This is a genomic window from Alteromonas sp. KUL42 (assembly GCF_006538325.1).
In the GTDB taxonomy this organism is placed as follows: Bacteria; Pseudomonadota; Gammaproteobacteria; order Enterobacterales; family Alteromonadaceae; genus Alteromonas.
In genome coordinates this window covers 15,909-41,569 of record NZ_BJKK01000001.1, presented here as the reverse complement: position 1 = coordinate 41,569, position 25,661 = coordinate 15,909, and the positions used below count along the sequence as shown (strand labels likewise).

Sequence of the window (25,661 nt, the reverse complement as noted above, 5' to 3'; positions counted from 1 at the left end):
TTCATTGACATTGTACGAATTAGTGACCTTTTGTTAGCAATGCAGTCATACCTTGGTTAAAGTGGCGAACCCATTTCATGCTAAATTGACCTTTAGCACTTCGGTTAATTTCAATAACCGCATCTTTTTTAGATAACACGTTATCTTGATTATGTGCGCGAGGATGTGTCATTGCGTCATAAGTATCGACGATGGCAAGTAGTTTTGCCCCATCGCAAATGTCGTCTTCCTTGATACCCAAAGGATACCCAGTTCCATCTGTTCGCTCGTGATGCTGCATAACAATCTTTCTTGCCATATCCCACTGGTCCAAGTGCTCCAACAACCGCGCACTCTTATACACGTGAGAACGCATAAGATTGAATTCGATATCACTAAGGGCATCACCTTTATGCAATACCTTTAGTGGCATAAACGCCATACCAAAATCGTGAACATAACTTGCTACGGCTAATTGATCTTCATCCACTGGATTGCCCGCAACATCGTTAATATACATAGCGAGTTTAGCAATGCGATCGCCTCTGCCGCCCCAAAAGTTTGAGCGTCGTTCAATGGTTTGCATTAAATCTCGAAAAAACAAAATGTCTTGTTTTTTCTCACTGCTAATATCTTTAGGTATCCCCGTAGAAGACAGTGCAGGCGGCTTAATTTGTACACTCTGAGGATTGTCACTGTCGGTAATAACGTCAAGCGATGGGTTTAACAACAAAACCGCTTCGGTAAGTCGTTGTTCATGCTCTGCACTGTTGTCTGGTCGAATTCTACCTATGGCTAAAACGAGGTGCTTGTGGAGTTCTTCATCATATTCGGCCTTTCCTTCAGCCATTACACGCTCAACAAACGCTTTTACTCTATCCATAGTTTGCAACACCAAATCACTCATTGTGCTGGTGTAGGCTACCTGCCCTTTTCGCAGGTAATCGAGCAAATCCTCTACATGCTGAAGCAATGGGATCATGGGCGAGAAGTTGACTAACCCTAGATCGCCCTTAATCGTATGAATAGAACGAAACAACGCTCGCTGCAATTCATTGTCCTCAGGACGTAATTCCAACTCGATAAGCGTTTGTTCACTGGCCTCGTAGAGTTCATTAATTTCCTCCATTAGGTCATTAAGAATATCATCTTCAAGGTCTTCAGGAGTAAATGTCTGCATAGATTCTACCGAGTGTTATATTCGCTTAAATTGGGTCTATCGACCTTTAATTTACGAATTTCTTTAAGACAAGCGCGTATTAATCGCGGTTTTCCAATTATAGCCTATGGATGATTGTAATTGGGTATCGGCGAAATGTCCTCATACTAAAGGCGATAAAATCAATTTCCCAAAACTATCTCTTAATCGAAATGGGTTGAACGCTGCCTGCTGTGTGAAATGATAACGATTGTAGGTTTACCAAGAAGATTAACCAATCCGCGTTAAGTTTTATAATTTCAATGACTTTCCATCAAAAAAATGCATCCAGATTAAGATTAGAGCGACAGATATTGAACCACTCTACGCTTCAACTGAAATTAAATTGTGTTGTCGTAGAGACTCCAAGAATGCCAACACATCCTTCAAGCATGTTTCAGGGCTCACCTCATACTCACTCATCAGAGTATCGATGAGACCATCAACGGTCAAAGGAGTATGCAATGAATCCCATATCATACTTGCTATGGGGTCAAGCCCATAGTATTCACCATTTTCTAAACTCATCATAACGGTTTCGCCATCAATTGAAGCATCTACTATATCTTGGTTTTTTGTTATTAAAGAGGTCTTTCCAATTGGGGCTTGCATAATTACATCTCTATAAAACGTTGGTTTGTATATATGCGATGTAGTGTATAGTCTGCATTAAAGTAATTCAAAACTAAAAATTAGTAAGACATATTTCCATTAGGCTTAATGTAAAGTATGAGCAGTATCTATGGCGTGTTCCCCAAGCAGCAACATACCAAACCTTATATAAAAAACATGATGACTGCGGCCAATTACTGTTCACTGAATAACGACATCCCAATGAATAGATCGCTTTTTAAAAGCTTCTCCCCTTTCCTCGTAGTGAACAAACTAGGGACTATCGGAACACCATAGCTCTGCATTTGCCTTTCAAAGAATGACTTATCACTCATCAAACGACGAGAGAGAGCAGAGCTTTTTGGTGAAAAAAAGTCATGCCAATAAGGTAATTCATGTGTATAGACAAAAGAAAGCCATTCCTTTGAAGGGAAACTATATAATTTTAAGTTATAGTCGTGACGAGGAGGTATTGTATAAAAATACGCTAGCTTAAAAAGCTGTCCTAGTTGTTTAAAGTCGCTAATATTAGACTGTTCTATTTCTTTCTATTGTTTAACCAAGTCTTGAAGCAATATCGCCAAGCATGCAAAAGATACCACAGGAATAAACGATACAACGCCAAAGGAGCTCTTACTGCAATAGGTTTAGATGTATAGCTTAGCCAACAAGCTTGTTTGTGAAGCTCGACCAAGTCAGATTTACCAGGAACTAAATAAGCCAAACAAAATATCGCTTTAGGCTCAGTTGGAAAAAGAAACCTATTTAGTTTTCTCTTAAACGAGCTTTTCATTTACTCAGTCAACGTTCGTTTTTTTGAGGGTGCCATTGTTATCAAAGGTAGCTACAAAGATCTATCAAAATAATGAAAGTCCCTACTCAGCCTCTTTTTCTCGACCGTTGCGATAAATACACTTCTTCTGATGTGCCAGTAAAAAGTAAACAGGAAGAAGGAATGGACATGCGTAATTTCAACGTTGAGGCTTAAAGAAAGATCCTGTAAAGAGTAACTGTAAAAACTCATCGGACAAGTGTACGCTGAAACTTCCACTATACTGCGCGCGTCATTTTTCTCTAGGAGTTGTTTTGATAGCTTTATTCCGCGTTCCTGCACTGTTTATTGCCTTTTTACTCATAAATATCGTTTTGTTGGTTGTTTGTATTGCACGCCCTTTTCATAAAAATAACGTCCATATTGCAGGTCAACTCTACTCCCTTATGGCGAAAATTGTTGGGCTCAAACTGATTATCCAACAAGATTCTGCAGTAAAAATTAACGAACCTTACGTATATATTGCGAATCATCAAAACAGTTTCGATGTCATTACCATATGTAAAGCCGCTTTGCCTGGTGTGGTCACTATTGGGAAAAAGAGCCTCAAGTGGATCCCTATTTTCGGTCAAATATATTGGCTTTCGGGCAACATACTAATCGATAGAAAGAACTCAGGCAGAGCAAGAAATACCCTTGATGTTGCGGCAAACCTAATTTCAAAAAAGAGAACCTCAGTCTGGCTATTTCCCGAAGGCACGCGTAGTTATGGCCGCGGAATTCTGCCGTTCAAACAAGGAGCGTTTCGTTTAGCAAGTACAACTAATGAGCCCGTTGTAATGGTCACTGCCAGTAACTTACATAAAAAAGTGAAGTGGAATCGCTGGAATAATGGCATCGTAATCATTGATATTTCGGCTCCACAGGCAATGACACCAGAACATTCCGTTAAAGAATGGATGGCGCATTTCAACGATCAAATGAAACAAAAATTCGAACAACTAAATACACAGGTCGATGAACTAGAAAAAAGCAGGTAAACTTACGTTAAATTTATTAGTGAGTGCCTTAAATGAACCAGTTTGACGAACGCGAAGAGTGGTATGAGTTTAACCAAGAAACCATTGATGCCCTGCTTGAAGATGGCAGCCAAGCAGACGCGGACTATACCATTGAACACCACGTTGCTAGTACTGACTTTGACGTGTTAGAAAAAGCGGCAGTTGACGCATTTAAAGCTGGGTTTGAAGTTACTGATGCAGAAGAGTTAATGCTTGATGATGGTGAAACGATTTTTTGTTTCGACGCTGTCGTTGAGCGTAAACTAGACATTGAGCGACTTAACGCAGATTGTGATACTTTGCTAAAAATTGCCGACAAGCACAACGTTACCTACGATGGTTGGGGTACCTATTTTGAACCTCGAGAAGAAGGGGCTTATGAAGACGATACGTATGACGAAGATGACTTCGACTACGACGATTAGAATCACCTTCTTTTAAACCGTTAAGTTACCCTTCAGCTTTTGTTCATCTTTTTCCATCAACAATGACACTGTCATTAACGATTGGAAAAGGATGCACAAATGAAAACCCCTTTATTTTCCTTACTAACATTCTCAGCTTTTGCCTTGTTGCATATGCTAACTCCAAGTACCGTTTCAGCAGCAGAAGCGCCTACAAAAATTCAAGCGATCTCTAAAGAATTTCGCTACGACAAACCGTTTGTTGCATCAGAAGAACCATTAAGTTCGAACAAAAATACACGTAATGCTAGTGAAGAAAATCAACAAACCTTGAGCAACGTATCTAACGGCTCTGAAATTGCAGTACGTAAAGAAAAGCACCTAAATACCAGTAAATCATCCAGTGACATTATGCTAAACAGTGTAAATGAATTTTGGATTTATGATGCGTGGACCAGCCTAGATAGCGATATTGACTACGACGGTTACTACTCTACATTTTCTGTTGAATTCGATGCCGACACTATTTTCACGCAAGTCCCAGTTTACGCTGTTTTATATGTAGGCACTGACGGCCAGTACGACGCAATTCATGTATCTTCTGAATTCTATATCTATGGTGAAGACTCGACGGATAGCTTCACTATTGAAAGTACCTTGATATCAGGCTTTCCCAGTAACGACTATGATGTGTTGATTGAACTTTACGATGCTGATACCGAAATGCTAGTGGCATTCTCTGATGGTTACGATGATGCTTCATTGGCTTACTTGCCATTAGAAAGCAAGAACAATGAATACATAGTAGAAGACACCGTTGTTATTGTAGAGGAACACGGTGGTTCATGGTCAGTACTTTCTTTGTTAGCTATCGGTTTTACCTTCATGGTAAGAACGCGTAGAAAATTAGTCACACAGAAATAGTGATAAGGTGTAATACGCTCACTTAAAATAACGTAGGTTCTCGCATGGATACCAACCCAACATGTTGAGAACCGCCATTGCTATTCACATACCTTCATTCAATTCAAATATATGCCGACACAAATTAACGTTAATTAAGTGCTTATAACTTCTATCTCAACTACGTTGGATCACTCGCAATTTTATCCACATATTACGGTTCGAAAACCCTGCATATTTTTAATGTACTGCTATTATAGACTTAGAAACAATATCAAATTAGTACCCAAATAGATCTAGTACTCTGACATTCAAGGATTTTTAGAAGTGTACCCAACGAAAGGTAAGCATTTAGCTCCGTTATCACCTCCTCGTCGCAAATTATTAAAAGGTTGTGCGGCGCTGAGTATTACCGCTGGTGTAACTCCATTTGCTATAGGTAAAAGCAAGCCAACCTTAAAAGTACTGGGTACGCATGTAACGCTTCAAGAGGAATTACGCCAAAGGGCAATGGAAGACTTAGGGATCAATATTGTTTTTGAACCTGGTGGCAGTGCAACCGTTTTACAAAAAGCATCCATGAACCCTACTTCTTTTGACCTTTACGAGCAGTGGTCGAACAGTATTAATGTTTTATGGCGAGCACAAGCTATTCAACCTATTGAAAAAAAGCGTCTTCATTATTGGTCTGAAATAAACAATTTATCCAAAACAGGGAAGCTAACTGAAAACGCCCGAATGGGAGCAGGTGACGCACCACATAAAATATTAAACGTGCAAAGTGACGGCAGCCTAGGCACACAACATACCGATGAAATAAGTTTCCTGCCCTATGTTCACAACGTGGACTCATTTGGTTATAACCAATCATTGCTACCTACGGAGCTAAAACAGGAACAGGAAAGCTGGGGATGGTTGCTCGATAGTCGTTACTCGGGAAAAGTCGCTATTGTTAACGACCCTACTATTGGTCTATTTGATCTTGCGTTAGCCGCTCAAGCCAAAGGTTATATTCAATTTCAAGATATTGGCGCTATCACAGAAGCGGAATTAGATACACTCTTTGGCATTCTCAATGAGTTATCTCAATTAAATCACTTTAGTGGTTATTGGACGTCTGTTCCTGAATCAGTGCAATTTATGAAAAGTGGTCGGGTGGCAATTGAAAGTATGTTTTCTCCTGCAGTGTCTGCGTTAAATGGGCAGAATATTCCGGTTACGTTTGCAGCACCCAAAGAGGGTTACCGAGGATGGCATGGTGTTATGTGCTTGTCATCGGCAAGCCAAGGGCGAAGCAAAGACATTGCATATGAGTATATGAACTGGTGGCTGTCAGGCTGGCCTGGGGCCTTTATTGCCAGACAAGGTTATTACATTTCTAACCCAGAGCGTTCAGCCAAGTATCTATCACAGGCCGAGTGGGATTATTGGTACGATGGCAAAGTAGCTTCAGAGGCACTGAAAGGAACCGACGGTATGATTAGTGTTAAAAAACGGTGCTCAACGCAACGGCGGTAGTTACCAGAAACGCTTTAGCAACGTAGCGGTGTGGAATACGGTTATGCCAACCTATGAGTACAGCTTGCAAAAATGGTACGAATTCATCACGTCTTAGACTTAAGTCAAAACACCAACCTCATTTTCTTATAAGGCCACAAGATCACGATGCTCTCATCTATTCGCATTCAACTTATTACGGTACTTATTGCACTGATTGCGCTTATTCTTGCCCAAGGTTATGTTGCGCGAGAGAATCAAGCAACTTTAACTACCGGTGTTTCTTTTGCAGCGAAAACCGTTGTTGATGTAAGTTTGGTAAAAGAACTTGAGCGAGACGTTGTGGATTTACAACGGAATGTACTTATTTTCAAAGAAAACGCCAGCAAGTCGGCTTTTACACGCTTTGGCAGATTGATGGTTAGTATCGATGCAAAACTAGACAAGCTTGCTGAGAACAATAATTTCAATAAGCGTGCTGAAGATGACTTTGTTTTAGATCGAATGCGAGAGCACTTAACCGCTTACGAAGAAAACTTTGTACAAGTTGTTGATGCACGCGCAGAGCGTGACAGCCTTATTGCTAACGGCACCCTTTCAGACATCGCCTTAATAGAAGACTTATTTAACGTAACTTCTAACAACGGATTAATTAATACCGAGTTCTTAGACAGGGCTCGGGTTTTGCTGTTAAAAGCAGAAAATGCCATGCTGAAGTACATTTCAAAGCCAGATATGAATTATATATCCTCCTTTAATCAATCGATTGATGCATTGCAAACTTTGCCGCTCTTCAATAGGCCTTCAGCACAAGAGCAAATGGTAACGCTTGCTGCAAAAGCCAAAGCAGACTTTTTCAAATTGACACAAATTACCCAAGGTAATTTGTTTCTAGTAAATGTGGTAATGGCCGGCTCTGCCAATGAGTTTTTGTATTTAAGTGGTGAATTAGCAAGTCAGGTTACTGATAATTCAGAAATGACTACTCAGCGCACTTATGCGTTAGCCAGAAGTACACAACAAAATGGAGAATTGTTTTCACTATTTGCTATTTTACTTGCTGTTGTAGCAGCGCTGTTTTCAACTAAACGTATCTTGGGGCCAATTCACTCAATTACAGAAGTCTTTAAGAAACTATCTGAAGGCGTAGAAGTGTCGAAAATTCCAGGAAGTAGCCGACAAGATGAAATAGGAAAGCTTGCACAATCTGCACTTGTATTCAGTGATAAAAATCGTCAAACGGAAAATCTGTTATCGGAAGCGCAAAGGATGAACGTGCAACTTGAGAATCTTAATAAAGAACTAACAGAATCCAAAATTAAGGCAGAACAAGCGACTGCGTCAAAAAGTATTTTTTTGGCCAACATGAGCCACGAAATTCGTACCCCGATGAATGGCATCATAGGGCTAATAGAGTTAGCTCAACAGCAAGACTTGTCTCCTACTGTCAGGGGGTATATCGATAAGGCCGCGTATTCGGGTCAAATTCTACTCAGTGTAATCAACGATATTCTGGATTTTTCAAAAATTGAAGCAGGCAAGCTCAAAATAGAGGAAGTAAGTTTTTCTCTACATTCATTGTTCGACAACTTGATTGCAGTAATTGCACTTCGCGCTAAAGAAAAGAACTTGTCAGTGCACTTTACTGTGCAGCCCTCCATTCCACCTCAAGTAATTGGCGATCCACTACGCATTGCTCAAATTATTATGAACATTGGTAACAATGCGGTGAAGTTTACCGAGCAAGGCAGAATAACCATCGAGTTTGAAGGACAGCTCAATAGCAAAGGCAGTACACTTTCGCTAACTATGCGAATTACCGACTCGGGCATAGGCATGAACGAAGAGCAGTTAGCTAGAATATTTAAGCCATTTACCCAAGCTGATGGCTCTACCAATCGAAAGTATGGCGGAACAGGATTAGGCTTAGCTATCGTTAACCAGTTAACCGAACTCATGGGTGGACGTTTACATGCAACCTCAACTCCAGGAAAGGGAAGTATGTTTGAGGTCACCCTGCCCTTGAGATCATTTGAAAATCAGTTGGGCGTTTTAGAGCAAGTACCAACCCTTCCAAAAGGTAGCGTTTATATAACTGACAATATATTACTTCCCCAAACTTACTGTAAACAAATACAACTAGAAGAAAGTTCAGTTAGTACATTAGAAAACGCTGAACGCACTGAGGCCTTACCCTTACACATAATCGTTGATATTCCAGACTTTAGTGTATTCCGACAAAAGCTTGCTTGGTTAAAAGCACTATCAGAGCAAGGAAAGCATATAGGTTTGGTGATGGAAAGTGCAGGTTCAGCACTACAAAATAAATATGCATCAATGTGGGAAGGGGCTTTCATTATGCATCCCTTCACGCCTGCGCAATTCGAACGCTTCATGCATCAAATCATCACTGGTGACGACAACATTAATGGCCCTATTTTTCAAGATGATACGGCGTTCTCCACGCTAGAAGGTCATATTTTGCTGGTAGAAGACAACAATATTAACCAGCTAGTAACCGGCGAAATGCTGTCTAATTTAGGTTTAACATTCGATGTTGCAGAAGATGGAAAGCAAGCGGTTTATAAGGTAGAAAATGCCCCTCATTACGACCTTGTGCTTATGGATGTGCAAATGCCAGTAATGGACGGATATGAAGCAACTAACCAGTTAAGAGAAAAAGGGTTTACACACATACCTATTATTGGTTTGTCAGCCAACGCGATGAAAGAAGATAAGCAAAGCGCTTTAGATGCTGGCATGAATGACTACTTAACCAAGCCTATCAAGCAAAAAGCCTTAATTCAGGTTTTACGACACTACCTCAAGTAACGAATGGAATTGTTGGCAATACCCTCACCATTATTTACTTACAGCGACTTCTTAATGATTTAACGCCAGTCTGTAAAGTACCAATATAAGAGCAGGGCCATGAAAGCAAAATTTTATTTAGTTATTGTTTCATGGTGAGTTAAACCCGATTAAATTATGTATGACACTTAGTAAACACCGTTGTATGATTTAAAGATTACATTTTGTACATATTGCAACAATAGAATTGCATATAACTGGCACTGCTTTATCGCGGTAATTGTGCAAGGAAATTTACTCATGGAACCAATGTTTATGCTCGTCACCAAATTACTTAAACGCGTGTCAGTTGAAGCGAACACCACTCCTATTAAAATTGTGCTCGCCAGTTTGGCGCTTTTTGTTGGGCAAAGTAATGCGTATGCCCAAGCCACAACCTGTGCTGGCGGCCTACAAGAAAGTACCACTTCAAACTCACACACCATAATGTGTACTGCCAGTGATTTTTCAATTTCTTCATCGGTCACAATTGTAGACTCCGGTTTTGGGCTTTATACCCTTTCAGAGCTAAATAATGCGACGGCAACAGATTCATTTGGTACACCGGTTAGTGAGAACGAGCAATTAATAGATGCAACCTGCTATGAGTTTACCAGTACTGATAGCGCAACAAGCGGCGCTGTTTATAGTGCAACCGTTTTTGATAATGTGGGCTTTACAGATGTAAATGAAGCTAGCTGTTCGGGTGGTGGCGGTGGTCCTGGGCCAGGTCCGGGGCCCGGTACTATTCCAGATGCTCCAGTGGTGACATCACCAACATCTGCAACAGCAGCTACTTATGTCGTTTCAGGTACACACCCAGTAGACGGAACCATTATTTCTGTCGTTATAGACAGTAATAATAATGGCCTTATTGATGTTACAGAATTCCCTGCAACTGGGGCTGTGAGTGTTATCGGCGGTAATTGGAGCACTGCACCAATTGCAATTTCTTCGACAACCACTTTTTTAGTTGTCGCAAATGATCCCATCAGTGGATTACCGTCAGATGTTGTTGCTCATACTGTTGTATTTTCTGTGCCGAACACCGCACCAATTGCAAACAACATGATGCAAAGCACCGATGAAGACACACCGCTATCCTTAACCTTTGACGTGAGCGACAGCGACGGTGATGACCTCGCAGCCACTATCGTTACACAACCGCAAAATGGCAGTGTCATTGTAGACCCTAATTCCATCAACGCGACCTTTACGCCGAACGAGAACTTTAATGGCACCGCAACATTTACCTACTCAGTAAGTGACGGAGCCGCCAGTTCAAATACCGCAACCGTAACCATTGTAGTTGACCCCGTTAATGATGCGCCTACCATTAGTGGTACGCCAGATACAGTGGTCGTCGCCGGTAACGTCTACTCGTTTCAACCTACCATCGCCGATGTGGACGTGGATAACTTAAGTGAACTGACCATTACGTCAGAAAACGTCCCTAGCTTCCTGATGTTTGACAGTAGCGATGGTTCTCTCTCTGGCCAACCGTCAGAAACTGATGTGGGCACCTACAGCGACATTACCATTACTGTCACCGACAATGAATCAGCTTCCAATGAGCTCAACTTTAAGCTAGAAGTGGTCAGTAATAACACCGCACCAATTGCAAACAACATGGTGCAAAGTACCGATGAAGACACACCGCTATCCTTAACCTTCAACGTGAGCGACAGCGACGGTGATAACCTCGCAGCCACTATCGTTACACAACCGCTAAATGGCAGTGTTACGGTAGTTCCTAATTCCATTACCGCGACCTTTACGCCGAATGAGAACTTTCATGGCACCGCAACATTTACGTACTCAGTGAGTGACGGGGCCGCGAGTTCTAATACCGCAACCGTAACCATTGTGGTTGACCCCGTTAATGATGCGCCTACCATTAGTGGTACGCCAGATACAGTGGTCGTCGCCGGTAACGTCTACTCGTTTCAACCTACCATCGCCGATGTGGACGTGGATAACTTAAGTGAACTGACCATTACGTCAGAAAACGTCCCTAGCTTCCTGATGTTTGACAGTAGCGATGGTTCTCTCTCTGGCCAACCGTCAGAAACTGATGTGGGCACCTACAGCGATATTGCTATTACCGTCAGTGACAATGAGGCTGCTCCGCAAAGCTTACGCTTTACCCTAGAAGTAGTCAGTAATAACGCTGCGCCCGTTGCCAATGACATGACGCTGAGCACCGATGAAGACACACCGCTATCCTTAACCTTTGACGTGAGCGACAGCGACGGTGATGACCTCGCAGCCACTATCGTTACACAACCGCAAAATGGCAGTGTCATTGTAGACCCTAATTCCATCAACGCGACCTTTACGCCGAATGAGAACTTTCATGGCACCGCAACATTTACGTACTCAGTGAGTGACGGGGCCGCGAGTTCTAATACCGCAACCGTAACCATTGTGGTTGACCCCGTTAATGATGCGCCTACCATTAGTGGTACACCTGCAACTAGTGTCAATGTAGGAAATGAATACAGTTTCACGCCTGAAGTCAACGATATCGAAGATGGAAAGGACTTAACATTTTCAATGACTCACCGTCCTATTTGGATGGAAGAAATTAACCCTATCACTGGCGAAGCCAAGGGTACACCTGGTAGTCATGATGTAGGGACATACCAAGGCGTCACTATCACCGTTACTGACAAGGACGGAGGGAGCGACAGTTTAGAGTTTTTTATAGAGGTATTAGGGAACAATACAGCCCCTGTTATCAGTGGTACACCGCCCAGCACAATAAGAGTGGGAGAGCTTTTCAGGTTCCAACCAATTGTAACCGATGCTGAAAGAGGCCCCTATAAGTTCACGGAAAATGCTTTACCGACCTTTTTGAACATCAATGAAACGTCAGGCTTAATAACCGGCACCCCCACCGCCGATGATGTTGGTATTACTAGCGGTATCACTATCACTGTGACCGATAGTGAGAATGCCAGTGACCAGTTAACTTTTGACTTGGAAGTTAAATCAAATAGTGCGCCTAGCGCAGGCAATGTGAATGTTACTACTTCTATCAACACACCAATACTCATCGGCCTTACCGGAACAGATCCAGACAGCGATGACCTTATATACAGCATCGATTCCCAACCAGGTAACGGCTCGGTTGTTGTTAGTTCAGAAGATGAAAGGTTTGTAACTTACACCCCTACGCAATGCTTTATTGGGCAGGACTCTTTCACCTATAACGTAAGTGATAGGGTTTTATCCGACAGAGGAACGGTTAATATTACCGTATCTGATACTAACCTCCCTCCGGTAAATGATAGGCCGCTAGGCTCGGTAACAAAGAATGAAAATGACACTACTTTCACGTTTGAATTTGGACTCTATTTCTACGACCCTAACAATTGTGGAAATGGAACTTTAACGTATACGTTTAGCGAAAACATCGACAATTTAGTTGAAGATTATACCTTTGAAGGCGAAACCGCAGTATTCACGCTAGATGGTGTAAAAAATGGCACTGAGCAGATTACCGTAACCGTTACTAACAGCAAAGGTCTTTCAATTACTGCACTTTGGACATTAACAATTGAAGAAGCTAATGACAGACCTGAGTGGTCTGCAGCCCTAGACGAGGTTATTAATCTTGAGCCTGATGAAACAGTTCAATTTAACATGTCAGAATACGTTCAGGATGAAGAAAGTAATTGGGCAAATGGTTCACTTCAAGGCACTGCAATTAGTAGTAACCCTGATGCAGCAAGTGCCAATATACAGGGAGCGCTTTTAAGTATTGCCGGATTGTCAGGTGGCGAGAGCACAGTTACCGTCACCGTTAGAGATAATGAACATGAACTAGTCAAACAAATAGCCGTATTTGTAGAACAAAGTACCTCGCTGCGAACAACTTGTGAAGATGAACTTGAGCTTACAGCTCGCATAGATGAAGCCTTCAGATACAGTGTCAATCAGTGTTTCGAGAACGCAGAGTCAGTGGAATTAAGTGATGTCACATGGGCTGATGCAAATTCCTTTATAGCTTTTCCTCCAGGCTCCCATAACTGTATGTGGGCTCAATGTTCAGAAATAGATAATAATTTCGTAATACAGGGAACCCCCTCTGCAGAACATAGAAACTCTACGCTTACCCTGAATTTTGTCATCAGAGGGATTAAGCCAGAAAGTATACTTAGACAAAAAATTGAAATAAAAACGCCAAAAACCATTAAACCGGAAATTATTGCACCAGATAAAGTAGAAATAAACGCAGCGGGTGCATTTGAATCGTTGCCCTTCACTAAACTATTGTCTGTAGAGTCTGATGATGATGTTCAGCAAGCATTAGAAGATCTTGTTATTAGTGGACAGGGTATACCAAAAATTGTCTCAATCAACGGACGCACGGCAACTATTGATGTATCTTTTGCGGTCAAAAGCTACCTATCTTTTTCTTTGGAGGGATATAATGAGTTGGGTAACTATCACATACTGACTTCTGGCAAGTATACATTAGGCTGGCAATTGGAAACCCCTAACGGTGAAAAATCTGACATTGTTTATCAAGATGTGTGGATATGGCCTCAATATACATTTGACCCTACGGAAGTTTTTGATGGACAAAAAGACCCATCGTTCGGCACTCATGCATTAAGCGGTGTGCTACCAGAACCTGAAAACTATTTAACAATACAATATAGTGAGCTCTCAGGAACATGCGTGGGTCAGATAGCGCCTTTGAGTGATACGTTGTTTAACAGTGATAAAACTGAATTAACCGTTTTTGGTGAGGTACAAAGTAGCGAAGGTTCTTTTGGCATTCTTGGAGGTGACTATTGTAAGTATTCGCTAGAACCAAAACTATCTGAGACCGAACTTTACCCAAATAACGCCGGCATATACTCCACGGAAAGCTCATCAAAGTCATCCTTTTCTAAGGAGGGTAACGTTAATATTGTTGCCAGATTTGCTCTTTCTGACACAAATGCAAAACCAAGCAAAGTTCAAACGACCAATCCATATATACTTAGTCCTCAAAATATTATAAATGGTGAAATGTCTAACTCTCATAATAATTTTCTGACAGGTGTAAATTTAAACGTTTTAGGTAGTGGTGTAGATCTTGGACGGCCACTATCTGTAGGTCACGTAGCAAGTGAGTCAAAAGAAACAAAAACACCTAATCCAATACCGTTATCTACACTAATATCTGCAACTGATGATAGTGCAATTCCTATTGAGTTCGAACAAGACGGTGCAGATATTGCGCTGAAACTTCCCGCTAACTTAGCCACGGGTATCTATCAACTCATCTTTGAGTTCATTGATATAGAGGGAAAAATCGGCCAGTCGACAGCGTTTGTCAAATTAGCAAATGCGCTCCCCATTCTCAGTATAGATGAAGACACAGATGGCGATGGTTTGGTCGACTTAGCTGAAGGTGTTATCGACAGTAATAGCAATGGTATTGTTGATTACCTTGACAACATCAACTTTACCTATCAATTGCCCTTGCATTATGATTTTAGCGCAGTTATTCAGTGCCGCGCAGGCTACTTGTGTGCACTTGGCCCGTATGCATTGGGAGCAGGCGGCGATGGCGCGGCAATAACGGTGCAGGAATGGTCACAATTATCACAAACTAGTTTTCCTGACAGCACTATCGCCATAAGTGAAATATACGACTTCACGGTTCGTGACTTACAAACTGTTGGGCAACCTGTTGACGTAGTTGTTCCATTATCACAGCCTATTGCCAGTAACGCTGTTTATAGCACTTATATTCAAGGAGTGTGGTCATCGTGGGTAGAAGACGAGTTTACAACGCTTTCGTCATCGCCTAGTGATATATCGGGTGTTTGTCCATCTGCTGGTGCAGAATCTTACCGCCCTGGCTTGAATCCGGGTGATGTATGTATTCAACTCCCCTTAGTTGATGGTGGTGCTAATGATGCCGACGGTATTGCTAATGGTGAAATTTACTTTACCGGTGTACTCACATTAGCAAACAATCAGCTTCCTGTTCTTGAAGTGGATACACTGACTTTACCGATAAACCAATTCGGGGTAATCAATGTATTGGAAAACGATACCGACCCTGATGAGCATGAATTAACACTTATCGACGTGAAAGGTGATTTTGTAGACATCGGCTTTACCAGCGATGGTGATGTTGAAATTACACCGTACGACGATTTCACAGGTTCACAACTATTGCGTTATATAGTGCAAGACAGTGAAGGTGCTTTTGCTGAATCGGCGCTTATAGTAACTGTTGAGCAAAACCAAGCACCTGTGGCACAAAATGACATTGCTAGTACAGATGATAGAACAAGCATTGTTATTGATGTATTAGCAAATGATACTGACCCCGAGGACGGTGCGTTGATAGTCGATCAAGTGCAAGCTGAACACGGCACTGTTTCTATTGTGAACAACCAAATTAAGTACACTCCTTTAATAGGCTTTGATGGTGTCGATACTATCCTATATTTTGTAGAGGATAGCCTAGGAGCCGATACATCAGCAGTTGTCGAGGTAACCGTTCAAGCACACCAAACTGTAGTTAGCGAGAATAAATCAGGCGGAAGTATCGGTACAGGTATGATGGCACTACTATTGATGGCGGCGTTAATACGCCGTCGTGCAACACTGCTTACTGCCGTCGCTTTACTGGCTGTAAGTCACTCAAGTTTGGCACAGGGGTGGTACACCCAATTTGAAATTGGCCAGGCTTCTGCTGAGAAGCCTGCAATTCCAACTCAAGTTAGTGTTGTTAACTATGATTTAAACGACACCATGTGGGGCGTTACACTAGGTTATCAACTTAGTGAATCTTGGGCCCTTGAATCAAGCTATTTAGACTTAGGCGACAGCAGAATCACACTGGAACAGCTTACTTTACAGCCTGATGTAACAGAGCAAGAACTCGCGGCTATTCAACCACTTTTAACCCAAGGGGTGACATTAGGAGCAAGATATACCCTTCTTCAGAAAAATGGCTGGTCGGTAAGTGTGCCTCTGGGGCTTTATAGATGGAAGACCGATGCGCTATCAGGCTCGGGGACTTCTATCAGCACAAAAGAGCGTAATGGCAGCGACTGGTTTACGGGTATTTTGATAAATGTAAAAGTAGCAGATCATTTACAACTAGGAGCCAATTACCGTTATATTGATTTGGAATCGGGTAAGGTCGATACATTTAGTTTAAGTGCCACCTACTTATTTTAGACAAATAACTGTGGTTAACTTGTCTTCAAGGTGTGATGAACAATACCCATTTTCTGCAGGAACTAGAAAACCAAACGCATTAAGCAAAAAGTATTACTTTAGGTTTTGCGACAATACTTAAAAGGTAGCTATACTCAAGTGTAAAAAGCGATTTATGAAGTCACGCTACCTTATGCATTACAGCCCTACATTTAAAGCAGCGCCGCGTTATTTTTACGCAAAACTCTGGCTGCTTCTTACTTTGGTAAGCCAATTTTCCACCCTGTCTGCCAACGAGCAAAAGCATATCCTCGTTGGCACAGGTGATGGACCGCCATTTATCCGCACTGAAAATGGAAGCATTTATAAAGAAGCCCCCGGTTTAAGTATCGAAATATTGCAGAGCATTGCGAAACATAACAGTTGGAAGCTCGAATTTGTCGAAATGCCTTTTGCTAGACAAATTGTTGCCACAAGACTTGGCGAAGTAGACGCTATGGTGGCTGTATTTAAGATGGATGCACCTGATCTACTTTATCCGTTAACACCTATTGCCGTTGCAGAACATTGCTTTTTTACGCGCGAAGATACAGACTTTTGGTTTACATCTCTTCAAGATCTAGACGCCATCAAGTTGGGAGTAATTAATGATTATAACTATGGGCTTATTGATGACTATGTGGCCGAAAACAAACAAGACAATATATTAAAGGTTTCAGGCCAAGATAAAGATTCACTAACCAAATTACTTGCACTGCTACATATGAGGAGAATAGATGCCTTCATAGAGGCGAAATCCGTGGTAGAGCACGTTACAAACAGTTTAAATACTGAAACACTGCGTATTGCAGGGTGTACGACTATTTCACCAGCCTATATTGCTTTTTCCCCTGTATCAGAAGAAAGCGAACAGCTTGCCCATGAGTTTGACTCTGCTATTGAGCAGTTAAGAACACAAGGGGAATTGAAACAGCTCTTCCAAAAATACGGCATTACCGACTGGCATAAATAAAATTGAAAAGGGCTGCCTTTGCAGGCAACCCTTTCGTGTTTTGAACGAAGCAATATCCTATTTGAGATAACGCTTAACGTTCAAGTAAATCATTCTTGCTATTTTACACAGTACTAATGGGCTTTCGCCCACCAATAATTATAACGCTTGAATGGTTTCGAACTGTTCTTTAAGTTTGGCAAGGGCTTTTTCACCCTCTTCTAACTTAGCGCGTTCCTTTTCAATAACCGCTTCTGGTGCATTGCTTACAAACTTGTCGTTACTCAATTTACCGCGGGTACGAGAGACATCTTTATCAATCTTCTCCATGGCTTTGGTAATACGTGCAAGCTCGGCATCTTTGTCGATTAGACCTGCCATTGGAATAAGAATTTCCATCTCTCCTACCAACGCAGTCGCGCTGGCTGGCGCTTGTTCACCGTCTTTTAAGATAGTCACAGTTTCAAGCTTAGACAGTTTGTCTAAGAAGGCTTTAGCTGCATCAAGGCGACGGGCATCTTCATCACTAACATTCTTAAGTAACGCGTTAAGCGGTTTGTTAGGAGAAATATCCATTTCACCGCGAATATTACGAATACCCACGATAAACTTCTTCACCCACTCAATATCAGCAAGTACGTTGTCGTCTTGCTTTGCAGCATCTACTTCAGGGAATGTCTGAACCATGATGCTCGCGCCCTCTTCCACTTTAAGTGCACTTAGTGGCACCACTCGTTGCCAAATGGTGTCGGTGATAAATGGCATAAGTGGGTGCAATAAGCGCAGAAGGCTTTCAAGTACGTTAATTAACGTGTGACGAGTTCCGCGCTTTTCCGCTTCAGTACTTGCATCGTTGTTAAGTACCGGCTTGGTCAACTCTAAGTACCAGTCGCAGAACTGGTTCCATGTAAATTCGTAAACCGTTTGCGCCGCAATATCGAAACGATAGTCTTCAAGCGCTTTTTCGAATTCAACAAGGGTTTGTTGGAACTTCGCCCAAATCCAGCGATCGGCTAAGCTAAGCACCATTTCACCACCATCACGACCCGTATCGTGCTCTTCCGTATTCATCAATACGAAACGCGATGCGTTCCAAATTTTGTTACAGAAGTTACGGTAGCCTTCAACGCGCGCCATGTCGAAGTTAATATCACGGCTAGTTGAAGCCATGGCAGCAAATGTAAAGCGCAATGCATCTGTACCGTAGGCTTGAATACCTTCTGGGAATTGTTTGCGCGTGCGCTTTGCAATTTTTTCAGCAAGCTGAGGCTGCATCATGCCTGCTGTACGCTTGGTTACAAGAGACTCGATATCAATTCCGTCGATTAAGTCGATAGGATCAAGTACGTTACCCTTCGACTTCGACATTTTATCACCATTCTCATCGCGGATAAGACCGGTAATATAGATGTCTTTAAACGGAATTTTGCCGGTGAACTTCTTGGTCATCATTATCATTCTGGCAACCCAGAAAAAGATGATGTCAAAACCGGTTACCAACACTGAAGACGGCACAAAAGTTTCAAGATCAGGTGTTTCTTCTGGCCAGCCCATGGTCGCAAATGGCCATAATGCACTTGAGAACCAGGTATCTAGCACGTCGTCATCTTGCGAAAGCGTAACGTCACTGCCAAGGCCATGCTTATCACGCACTTCTTCTTCTGTGCGGCCTACATAAACACTGCCGTTTTCGTCATACCACGCAGGAATGCGGTGTCCCCACCACAATTGACGAGAAATACACCAGTCTTGAATATTGTGCATCCACTGGTAGTACGTTTTGTTCCAGTTCTCTGGTACAAAACGAATTTCACCGCTTTCCACAGCCTCAATGGCAGGCTTGGCAAGAGACTCCACTGCTACGTACCACTGATCTGTCAAATACGGTTCGATTACTGCGCCCGTTCTGTCGCCACGCGGTACTTTTAACTTGTGCGGTTCAATCTTCATCAACACGCCTTGCGCGTCTAAATCAGCAACAATTTGCTTGCGGGCATCGAAACGATCAAGGCCACGGTAAGCTTCTGGCGCATCGTCATTAATTTTCGCATCGTCGGTAAGAATATTGATCATCGGTAAGTTGTGACGCTTACCCATGTCGTAGTCGTTAAAATCGTGAGCTGGGGTAATTTTAACGCAACCAGTACCGAAATCTTGTTCTACATAGTCATCAGCAATAATAGGAATTAAGCGCCCGGTGATAGGCAATTTAATTTCTTTACCTATCAAGCTTTGATAGCGCTCATCATCAGGGTGCACAGCTACCGCTGTATCACCAAGCATGGTTTCAGGGCGCGTAGTTGCAACCACAAGCTCACCACTACCATCAGCAAGTGGGTAGCGCATGTGCCACATGTGGCCATCTTCTTCTTCGTTGAGTACTTCTAGGTCAGATACTGCTGTGTGTAGTACTGGGTCCCAGTTTACCAAGCGCTTGCCACGGTAAATTAAGCCTTCTTCGTGAAGTTTGACAAAGACCTCGGTTACGGCTTTAGACAAATCTTCGTCCATGGTGAACACTTCGCGCGACCAATCAGGTGACGTACCTAATCGACGCATTTGGCCAGTGATCGTACCGCCGCTGTGCTCTTTCCATTCCCACACTTTTTTGATGAAGTCTTCGCGACCTAAATCGTGACGTGTTTTGCCTTCAGCGTTAAGTTGGCGCTCAACCACCATTTGGGTAGCAATACCCGCGTGATCAGTACCTACTTGCCAAAGTGTATTGTCCCCTTTCATGCGGTGGTAGCGTGTTAGGGCATCCATAATGGTTTGCTGGAAACCATGGCCCATATGCAGGCTACCGGTCACATTTGGTGGTGGAAGCAAAATGCAATATGGGTCGCCACTGCCTGAAGCTTTAAATAAACCCGCGTCTTCCCATGCTTTATAGCATTGCTGTTCGATAGACTGCGGTTCAAAGGTTTTATCCATTACTGACTCTCAATTTTAAGCGATAGATGTCTTTTTTATGCAGACTTAAACTGCATGTTACACCCAGCTTGCTGATAGTTTTTGTATCTTACCCGCGCCGCCTGTTTGGCGTTTTCATCTACGGGTACAAAGTCGATTATTTGGCGAAACTGATTGGGAGAAGGCACCATACCAGAGCCTACATTTACCACCATTTGTCGCCTGGCAACCTGTTGAGGTTGCCAACAAATTTCCACCGGCGTCCCCGTTTGCGGCCCTTCACCATAAAGGTTGTGAGGTACAAATCGGTCTGACGGCAATTGCCACAATAGTTCATCAACTTGCTCTGCTTGAGCTTGGGTATCGCACAGCACGCTAATTTTTTGCTTATTTGCAAACGCCGAAGCAATAACTTCGCTGGCGCGGCCTGCCACGCCATTGTCACTTGCGCTGAGTTGATAAAAAATCACTTGTGGCATGAACGCTTAGTCCTCTAGCTTGATATCAGCGCGGTTCATTAAGAACTGAGACAACATTGGTACAGGGCGGCCTGTTGCGCCTTTGTTCTTACCACTGCGCCATGCAGTTCCAGCAATATCAAGGTGAGCCCAGTTATATTTCTTAGTAAAGCGTGACAAGAAACAACCTGCGGTGATTGAACCCGCTGGACGACCACCGAGGTTGGTCATATCAGCAAACGGGCTTTCCAATTGCTCTTGATAGTCGTCCCACAATGGCAAGCGCCATGCGCGATCTGAGCTTTGTTCTGAGGCATTTAACAGTTCATGAGCTAGCGGATTATGCGTACTCATCACACCGGTAGCATGATGACCAAGGGCAATAATACAAGCGCCAGTTAGGGTCGCTACGTCAATAACTAACTCTGGCTCGAAACGCTCAACATAAGTTAGCGCATCACACAATACTAAGCGTCCTTCAGCATCGGTATTCAATACTTCAACAGTTTGCCCCGACATAGTCGTTAATATGTCACCTGGACGATAAGATTTACCGTCAGGCATATTTTCACAACCCGCCAATACACCAATTACGTTAATCGGTAAGTTAAGCGCTGCCACGGTGTGCATAGTGCCCAATACGCCTGCTGCACCGCCCATGTCGTATTTCATTTCATCCATCGCTTCGCCAGGCTTGATTGAAATACCACCAGAGTCAAACGTTAGGCCTTTGCCCACTAGCACAATAGGCGCTTGATCAGCTGCACCACCGCGGTGATGAATAATACTCATCATGCTTTCATTGTCAGAACCACGGCCAACAGCCAAATACGCTTGCATACCAAGCTCGGCCATTTGGGTTTCATCAACCACTTCTGCAGAAACACTGTCGTATTGGCTTGCCAATTCTTGCGCTTGTTGCCATAGGTATTCTGGGTTGCAAATATTTGGCGGCATATTCGCCACGTCTTTGGTGACTTTAGCACCGCGAGAAACCGCAAGGCCATGCTCAACGGCACGCTCACCAACGGTAAGTTCACGACGAGTGGGTACATTAAATACAATTTTGCGCAGTGGACGGCGAGGCTCGCCTTTCTTGGTTTTAAGCTGCATAAAGGTGTACAAGGTGTCTTCTGTCGCTTCCACAGCCTGACGTACTTTCCAATAGGTATCACGACCTTTCACATGCAGCTCTGTTAAGAAACAAACCGCTTCCATTGAACCCGTTTCGTTCAATGTTTGAATAGTTTTAGCAATAATGTTTTTGTACTGGCGCTCATCTAGTTCGCGCTCTTTACCGCAACCGACTAGAAGGACGCGCTCGCTCAGTACATTAGGTACATTGTGTAAAAGCAACATTTGGCCAGCCTTACCTTCAAGGTCGCCGCGGCGTAATAAGTTGCTAATATAACCTTCACTGATCTCGTCTAGCTGTTCCGCCACTGCCGTTAGGCGGCGCGGCTCGAAGACACCCACAACAATACATGCACTGCGTTGTTTTTCTGGACTGCCACTTTTTACACTAAACTCCACGATATCACCTCGCTTTTCGTCGTTTAAGGTTTGCACGATGACTAAAATCACGTAACGTTTCGCGCTGCTTTATGTTTTAATACACAGCATAACTTTTTAGTACACTGCAATTTAATACGCTGAAAGTACCTATGTAATGAAAAATGTTTAAAACATAGGCTAATTTTGCGTTAAAACACCATGCAAACGGTTTATGATTGCAGGCAAAACTTGTAAAAACGGTAAGTTTAAACAAAATTGTGCTTTCTTTCACTAAAATTCCTAATTTTCCGGAAGGACTGGAATGCTGATATTCCGCTATTTACTTAAGGAAACGCTGAAATCTCAGTTAGCGATTTTCTTCATCTTAATGGCCATTTTTGTCACGTTGCGATTTGTGCGCGTATTAGGTGATGCGTCAGACGGTGATATACCTGCTGGCTTAGTCCTTGGCTTTCTTGGTTTGTATGCCCCTATTCTCTCTTCTCTGGTACTTCCAATAAGTGCCTATTTGGGCATTATGCTCGCCCATGGGCGGCTTTATGTCGACAGTGAAATGACTGTCATGCGAGCATGTGGCATTAGTGAATGGTATGTAACCCGAGTCATGCTTTTCTTGTCGGTGCTCATCATGATTGTCACTGGTGCTATAACATTGTACTTCTCCCCCCTTGCCGCAGAAAACGAGTATAAACTGCGTGAAAAGGCCCGAAGCGAAGCGGGCATTTCTGCCCTCATGCCAGGTAGATTCCAACAAACGGGCAACGAAAAAGCGGTTATTTTTGTACACGATGTTGACACCAATACTGAAGGGCAAGACCAACTACTTCGCGTATTCTTGTCGCAAAACCAAACCGATGACAATGACGAAGACGTACGCGTGGTTTATGCCCAAACTGGTGAAGTGGCCACCAGTACTGATGGCACTCGCAACCTAGTGCTACGAGAAGGCGTACAATACGAAGGTAAGCAGTCAGAAAAGGCTTATCGCAAAGTTGAATTTGATGAGTACCAAATTCAAATAGCAGACAAACCCGCTGACGAACCTCGTAAAAAAGTGAGCGTGTTACCTACATCAGAATTATGGGAAGACGATAGCATTGAGGCTCGTGCTGAACTTCAGTGGCGCATTGCTATTCCTTTATCAATTCCATTTTTAGTCCTTATTGCAGTACCACTAAGTGCTGTTGACCCTAGACAAGGACGGTTTGGCAAAATGTTCCCCGCTATACTGTTGTATTTAGGCTATTTCTTATTGTTACTGGCTAGCCGCCGCGTATTAGAAGATGGCAAAATGCCACCTCAATTGGGGCTGTGGTGGGTGCATACCGTTATGCTTGTTATCGGTATCGCATTGATTGTTAGGGACAGAAAAACCGGTACGCAGCTACGCGCCTGGGTATTGGGGAAAAAGTAAATGTTTAAGCTACTTGATGTATACATTGCGCGCACGCTACTGGGCACCATTACCGTAACACTAAGTGTACTAATTGGCTTAAGTGCGCTTATCAAATTTGTAGAGCAATTAAGGAAAATAGGCGAAGGTGAGTACGACATGGTGGTCGCCTTCATTTATGTGTTGCTTAGTTTACCTAGAGACCTTGAGCAATTTTTTCCGATGGCCACACTGCTCGGTGGTCTAATTGGTATGGGCGTATTGGCCAGCAACAGCGAACTCGTTGTAATGCAGGCCGCAGGACTTAGCCGTTGGAACATCATAAATTCAGCGATGAAGTCTACCTTAGTGATGATTTTGTTAGTGATGGCGGTTGGCGAATGGGTAACGCCGTATAGCGAAACTAAAGCGAAACAAATTCGCACCGAAGCTATTTCTGGGGGAAGCCTTTTCTCTTCCGATAAATTAGTGTGGGCTAAAGATGGCGATAGATTTGTCAGTATTGGCCAAGTAATAAGCCAAGACACCCTAAAAGATATCAGCATTTTTAACTTCCATGATGACTTGTCACTTGAAAGTATCACCCATGCTAAAACTGCCGACTTTGACAGTGATGGTTGGTGGTTAAGTGATGTAGATGTGACGTACTTTTCTGAGTCTCAAGTGAGTATTGATACTACAGCTCGTGTGCGCTGGAGCTCAACACTCACCCCTGACAAACTGGGTATTGTTGCGGTAAAACCAGAGGCCCTGTCTATTACCGGGTTGCTAGATTACGTCAATTATTTAGAAAATAACGCACAAGATCCTTCGCGCTACAAGTTAGCTTTGTGGCGTAAGATATTCCAACCAATATCCGTTGGCGTGATGTTATTAATGGCGCTGAGTTTTATTTTTGGCCCGCTGCGCAGTGTAACCATGGGCGCTAGAGTGATTATGGGCGTACTGACAGGGTTTGGTTTCTTTATTCTAAACGAAGTATTTGGCCCAGTGAGCTTGGTATATCAATTACCGCCATTTTTAGGCGCATTGCTTCCAAGCCTTCTTTTTGCAGCAATTGCGGGAATAATGCTGAGGCGTTAAACCTTTGAATTATCGCACTTTCGGAAAATAGGCCCTCTAGCAAGTGGACCCGCTCATAAGCAGCCCTTTTGGCAAACAGCTCCGAACGTGTTTTTGAAGGAAGGTCCTCACCTTCCTTTTTATCAAAAATAAACGACTACCAACTTTTATGATCGTTCGCTTCTTTGGTCAATTTAAGCACTTCTGTTTTGGCCAGCCGGTCTTGCAGTGATTGCTTATTCTTAATGTCGAACAAAACTAATAGCGTACCCAATCCACCAAGCGATGCCACCAATCGAACAAATAAACGTGGCCACGTCATTGGCTCTTCAACTGTGCTGTATATACGCAGACGCCACGCACGCATTCCCAGAGTTTGACCGCCTCTGCGCCAAAACCACAAGAAGAACCCCACGATCCAAACACTTACCCAAATTTGAATAAGTAACTTATAGCCAAATGATGCTTGAATAAGGTCAGCAGGCTCTGCATACCCTTGTAAATCCAAGGCGCCATTTTTAAGCATCACCACCAGCGTAACTATCATCACCATGGCCGCACACATACCTACTGCCGTAGCAACTAACGTGTCGTAAATCATGGCCAATAAACGGCGCACAAATCCGGCTCTCTGAAGTGGTGAACCATCAGACTTAGAGTTAGAAGCGTGATTATCACCGGTAGTTTTTTGATGATTGGTTGATGAGGGTTTATTCTTTGCTCTCTTATCGTGTCTCGCCACGGGCTTCTCTTTACTTCAAAAATGACAACCTCTATTTTGACACAAGCGCCAAATAGCTTAAACAGAATAAACCACACTTAACGGTATTTAATAATGTCATGACCGAGCGCGTTCGTGGAGAATTTTTTGTTA

At 43.0% G+C, this 25,661-nt stretch carries 15 protein-coding genes and 1 pseudogene; 10 read left to right on the top strand and 6 right to left on the bottom strand.

All coding sequences use genetic code 11. The annotated features are described in order from the left end of the window. Positions 1 to 19: 19 nt before the first annotated feature. A complete protein-coding gene (locus tag EYR97_RS00145) occupies positions 20 to 1,159 on the bottom strand; it encodes an HD domain-containing phosphohydrolase (protein ID WP_131091840.1) in 1,140 nt (379 codons plus the stop codon). Between the two features lie 342 nt (positions 1,160 to 1,501). Beyond that, positions 1,502 to 1,789, bottom strand: a complete 288-nt coding sequence (locus EYR97_RS00140) for a lasso peptide biosynthesis PqqD family chaperone (RefSeq protein ID WP_131091839.1) — start codon at positions 1,787 to 1,789, stop codon at positions 1,502 to 1,504. A gap of 865 nt (positions 1,790 to 2,654) precedes the next feature. On the opposite strand from EYR97_RS00140, the gene EYR97_RS22075 reads away from it, so the two are divergent. The 8 genes and pseudogenes from EYR97_RS22075 to EYR97_RS00105 all read left to right on the top strand — a co-directional run bounded on the left by EYR97_RS22075 (position 2,655) and on the right by EYR97_RS00105 (position 17,467). Next, the gene (locus EYR97_RS22075; protein WP_258313175.1) at positions 2,655 to 2,777 is read left to right on the top strand and encodes a hypothetical protein; all 123 of its coding nucleotides are present in this window, start codon (positions 2,655 to 2,657) and stop codon (positions 2,775 to 2,777) included. A 98-nt stretch (positions 2,778 to 2,875) separates the two neighbouring features. After that, the gene (locus EYR97_RS00135) at positions 2,876 to 3,601 is read left to right on the top strand and encodes a 1-acylglycerol-3-phosphate O-acyltransferase (RefSeq protein ID WP_131091838.1); all 726 of its coding nucleotides are present in this window, start codon (positions 2,876 to 2,878) and stop codon (positions 3,599 to 3,601) included. A gap of 32 nt (positions 3,602 to 3,633) precedes the next feature. Beyond that, positions 3,634 to 4,047, top strand: a complete 414-nt coding sequence (rraB, locus tag EYR97_RS00130; RefSeq protein WP_131091837.1) for a ribonuclease E inhibitor RraB — start codon at positions 3,634 to 3,636, stop codon at positions 4,045 to 4,047. A 99-nt stretch (positions 4,048 to 4,146) separates the two neighbouring features. After that, positions 4,147 to 4,950: a choice-of-anchor H family protein gene (locus tag EYR97_RS00125; protein ID WP_131091836.1), complete on the top strand. Its 804-nt coding sequence runs from the start codon at positions 4,147 to 4,149 to the stop codon at positions 4,948 to 4,950. A 444-nt stretch (positions 4,951 to 5,394) separates the two neighbouring features. Beyond that, positions 5,395 to 6,544: pseudogene (locus EYR97_RS00120) on the top strand (PotD/PotF family extracellular solute-binding protein). Positions 6,545 to 6,594: 50 nt separating this feature from the next. After that, positions 6,595 to 9,258 carry an ATP-binding protein gene (locus EYR97_RS00115; RefSeq protein WP_131091835.1) on the top strand — a complete coding sequence of 888 codons (2,664 nt, stop codon included), beginning with the start codon at positions 6,595 to 6,597 and terminating at the stop codon, positions 9,256 to 9,258. 279 nt (positions 9,259 to 9,537) lie between these two features. Beyond that, entirely contained in the window at positions 9,538 to 16,476 is a 6,939-nt protein-coding gene (locus EYR97_RS00110; protein WP_131091834.1) for an Ig-like domain-containing protein, read from the top strand. Between the two features lie 154 nt (positions 16,477 to 16,630). Next, entirely contained in the window at positions 16,631 to 17,467 is an 837-nt protein-coding gene (locus EYR97_RS00105) for an ABC transporter substrate-binding protein (protein WP_131091833.1), read from the top strand. 138 nt (positions 17,468 to 17,605) lie between these two features. Here the strand turns inward: EYR97_RS00105 and EYR97_RS00100 are convergent, their stop codons facing one another. From EYR97_RS00100 to pepA, 3 genes are read right to left on the bottom strand one after another with little or no spacing between them, the layout of a single operon-like run. Continuing rightward, entirely contained in the window at positions 17,606 to 20,380 is a 2,775-nt protein-coding gene (locus EYR97_RS00100) for a valine--tRNA ligase (RefSeq protein WP_131091832.1), read from the bottom strand. Positions 20,381 to 20,415: 35 nt separating this feature from the next. Beyond that, entirely contained in the window at positions 20,416 to 20,838 is a 423-nt protein-coding gene (locus tag EYR97_RS00095) for a DNA polymerase III subunit chi (protein ID WP_131091831.1), read from the bottom strand. Positions 20,839 to 20,844: 6 nt separating this feature from the next. Then, the gene (gene pepA / locus EYR97_RS00090; RefSeq protein WP_131092305.1) at positions 20,845 to 22,350 is read right to left on the bottom strand and encodes a leucyl aminopeptidase; all 1,506 of its coding nucleotides are present in this window, start codon (positions 22,348 to 22,350) and stop codon (positions 20,845 to 20,847) included. Positions 22,351 to 22,633: 283 nt separating this feature from the next. Between pepA and lptF the strand changes: the two genes are divergently transcribed. Together lptF and lptG are read left to right on the top strand one after the other, a co-directional pair. Then, positions 22,634 to 23,746, top strand: a complete 1,113-nt coding sequence (gene lptF / locus EYR97_RS00085) for an LPS export ABC transporter permease LptF (protein WP_131091830.1) — start codon at positions 22,634 to 22,636, stop codon at positions 23,744 to 23,746. Next, a complete protein-coding gene (gene lptG / locus EYR97_RS00080) occupies positions 23,747 to 24,808 on the top strand; it encodes an LPS export ABC transporter permease LptG (RefSeq protein WP_131091829.1) in 1,062 nt (353 codons plus the stop codon). Positions 24,809 to 24,944: 136 nt separating this feature from the next. Here lptG and EYR97_RS00075 read toward each other — a convergent pair whose 3' ends face one another. Then, a complete protein-coding gene (locus EYR97_RS00075) occupies positions 24,945 to 25,529 on the bottom strand; it encodes an RDD family protein (RefSeq protein ID WP_131091828.1) in 585 nt (194 codons plus the stop codon). Positions 25,530 to 25,661: the final 132 nt, after the last annotated feature.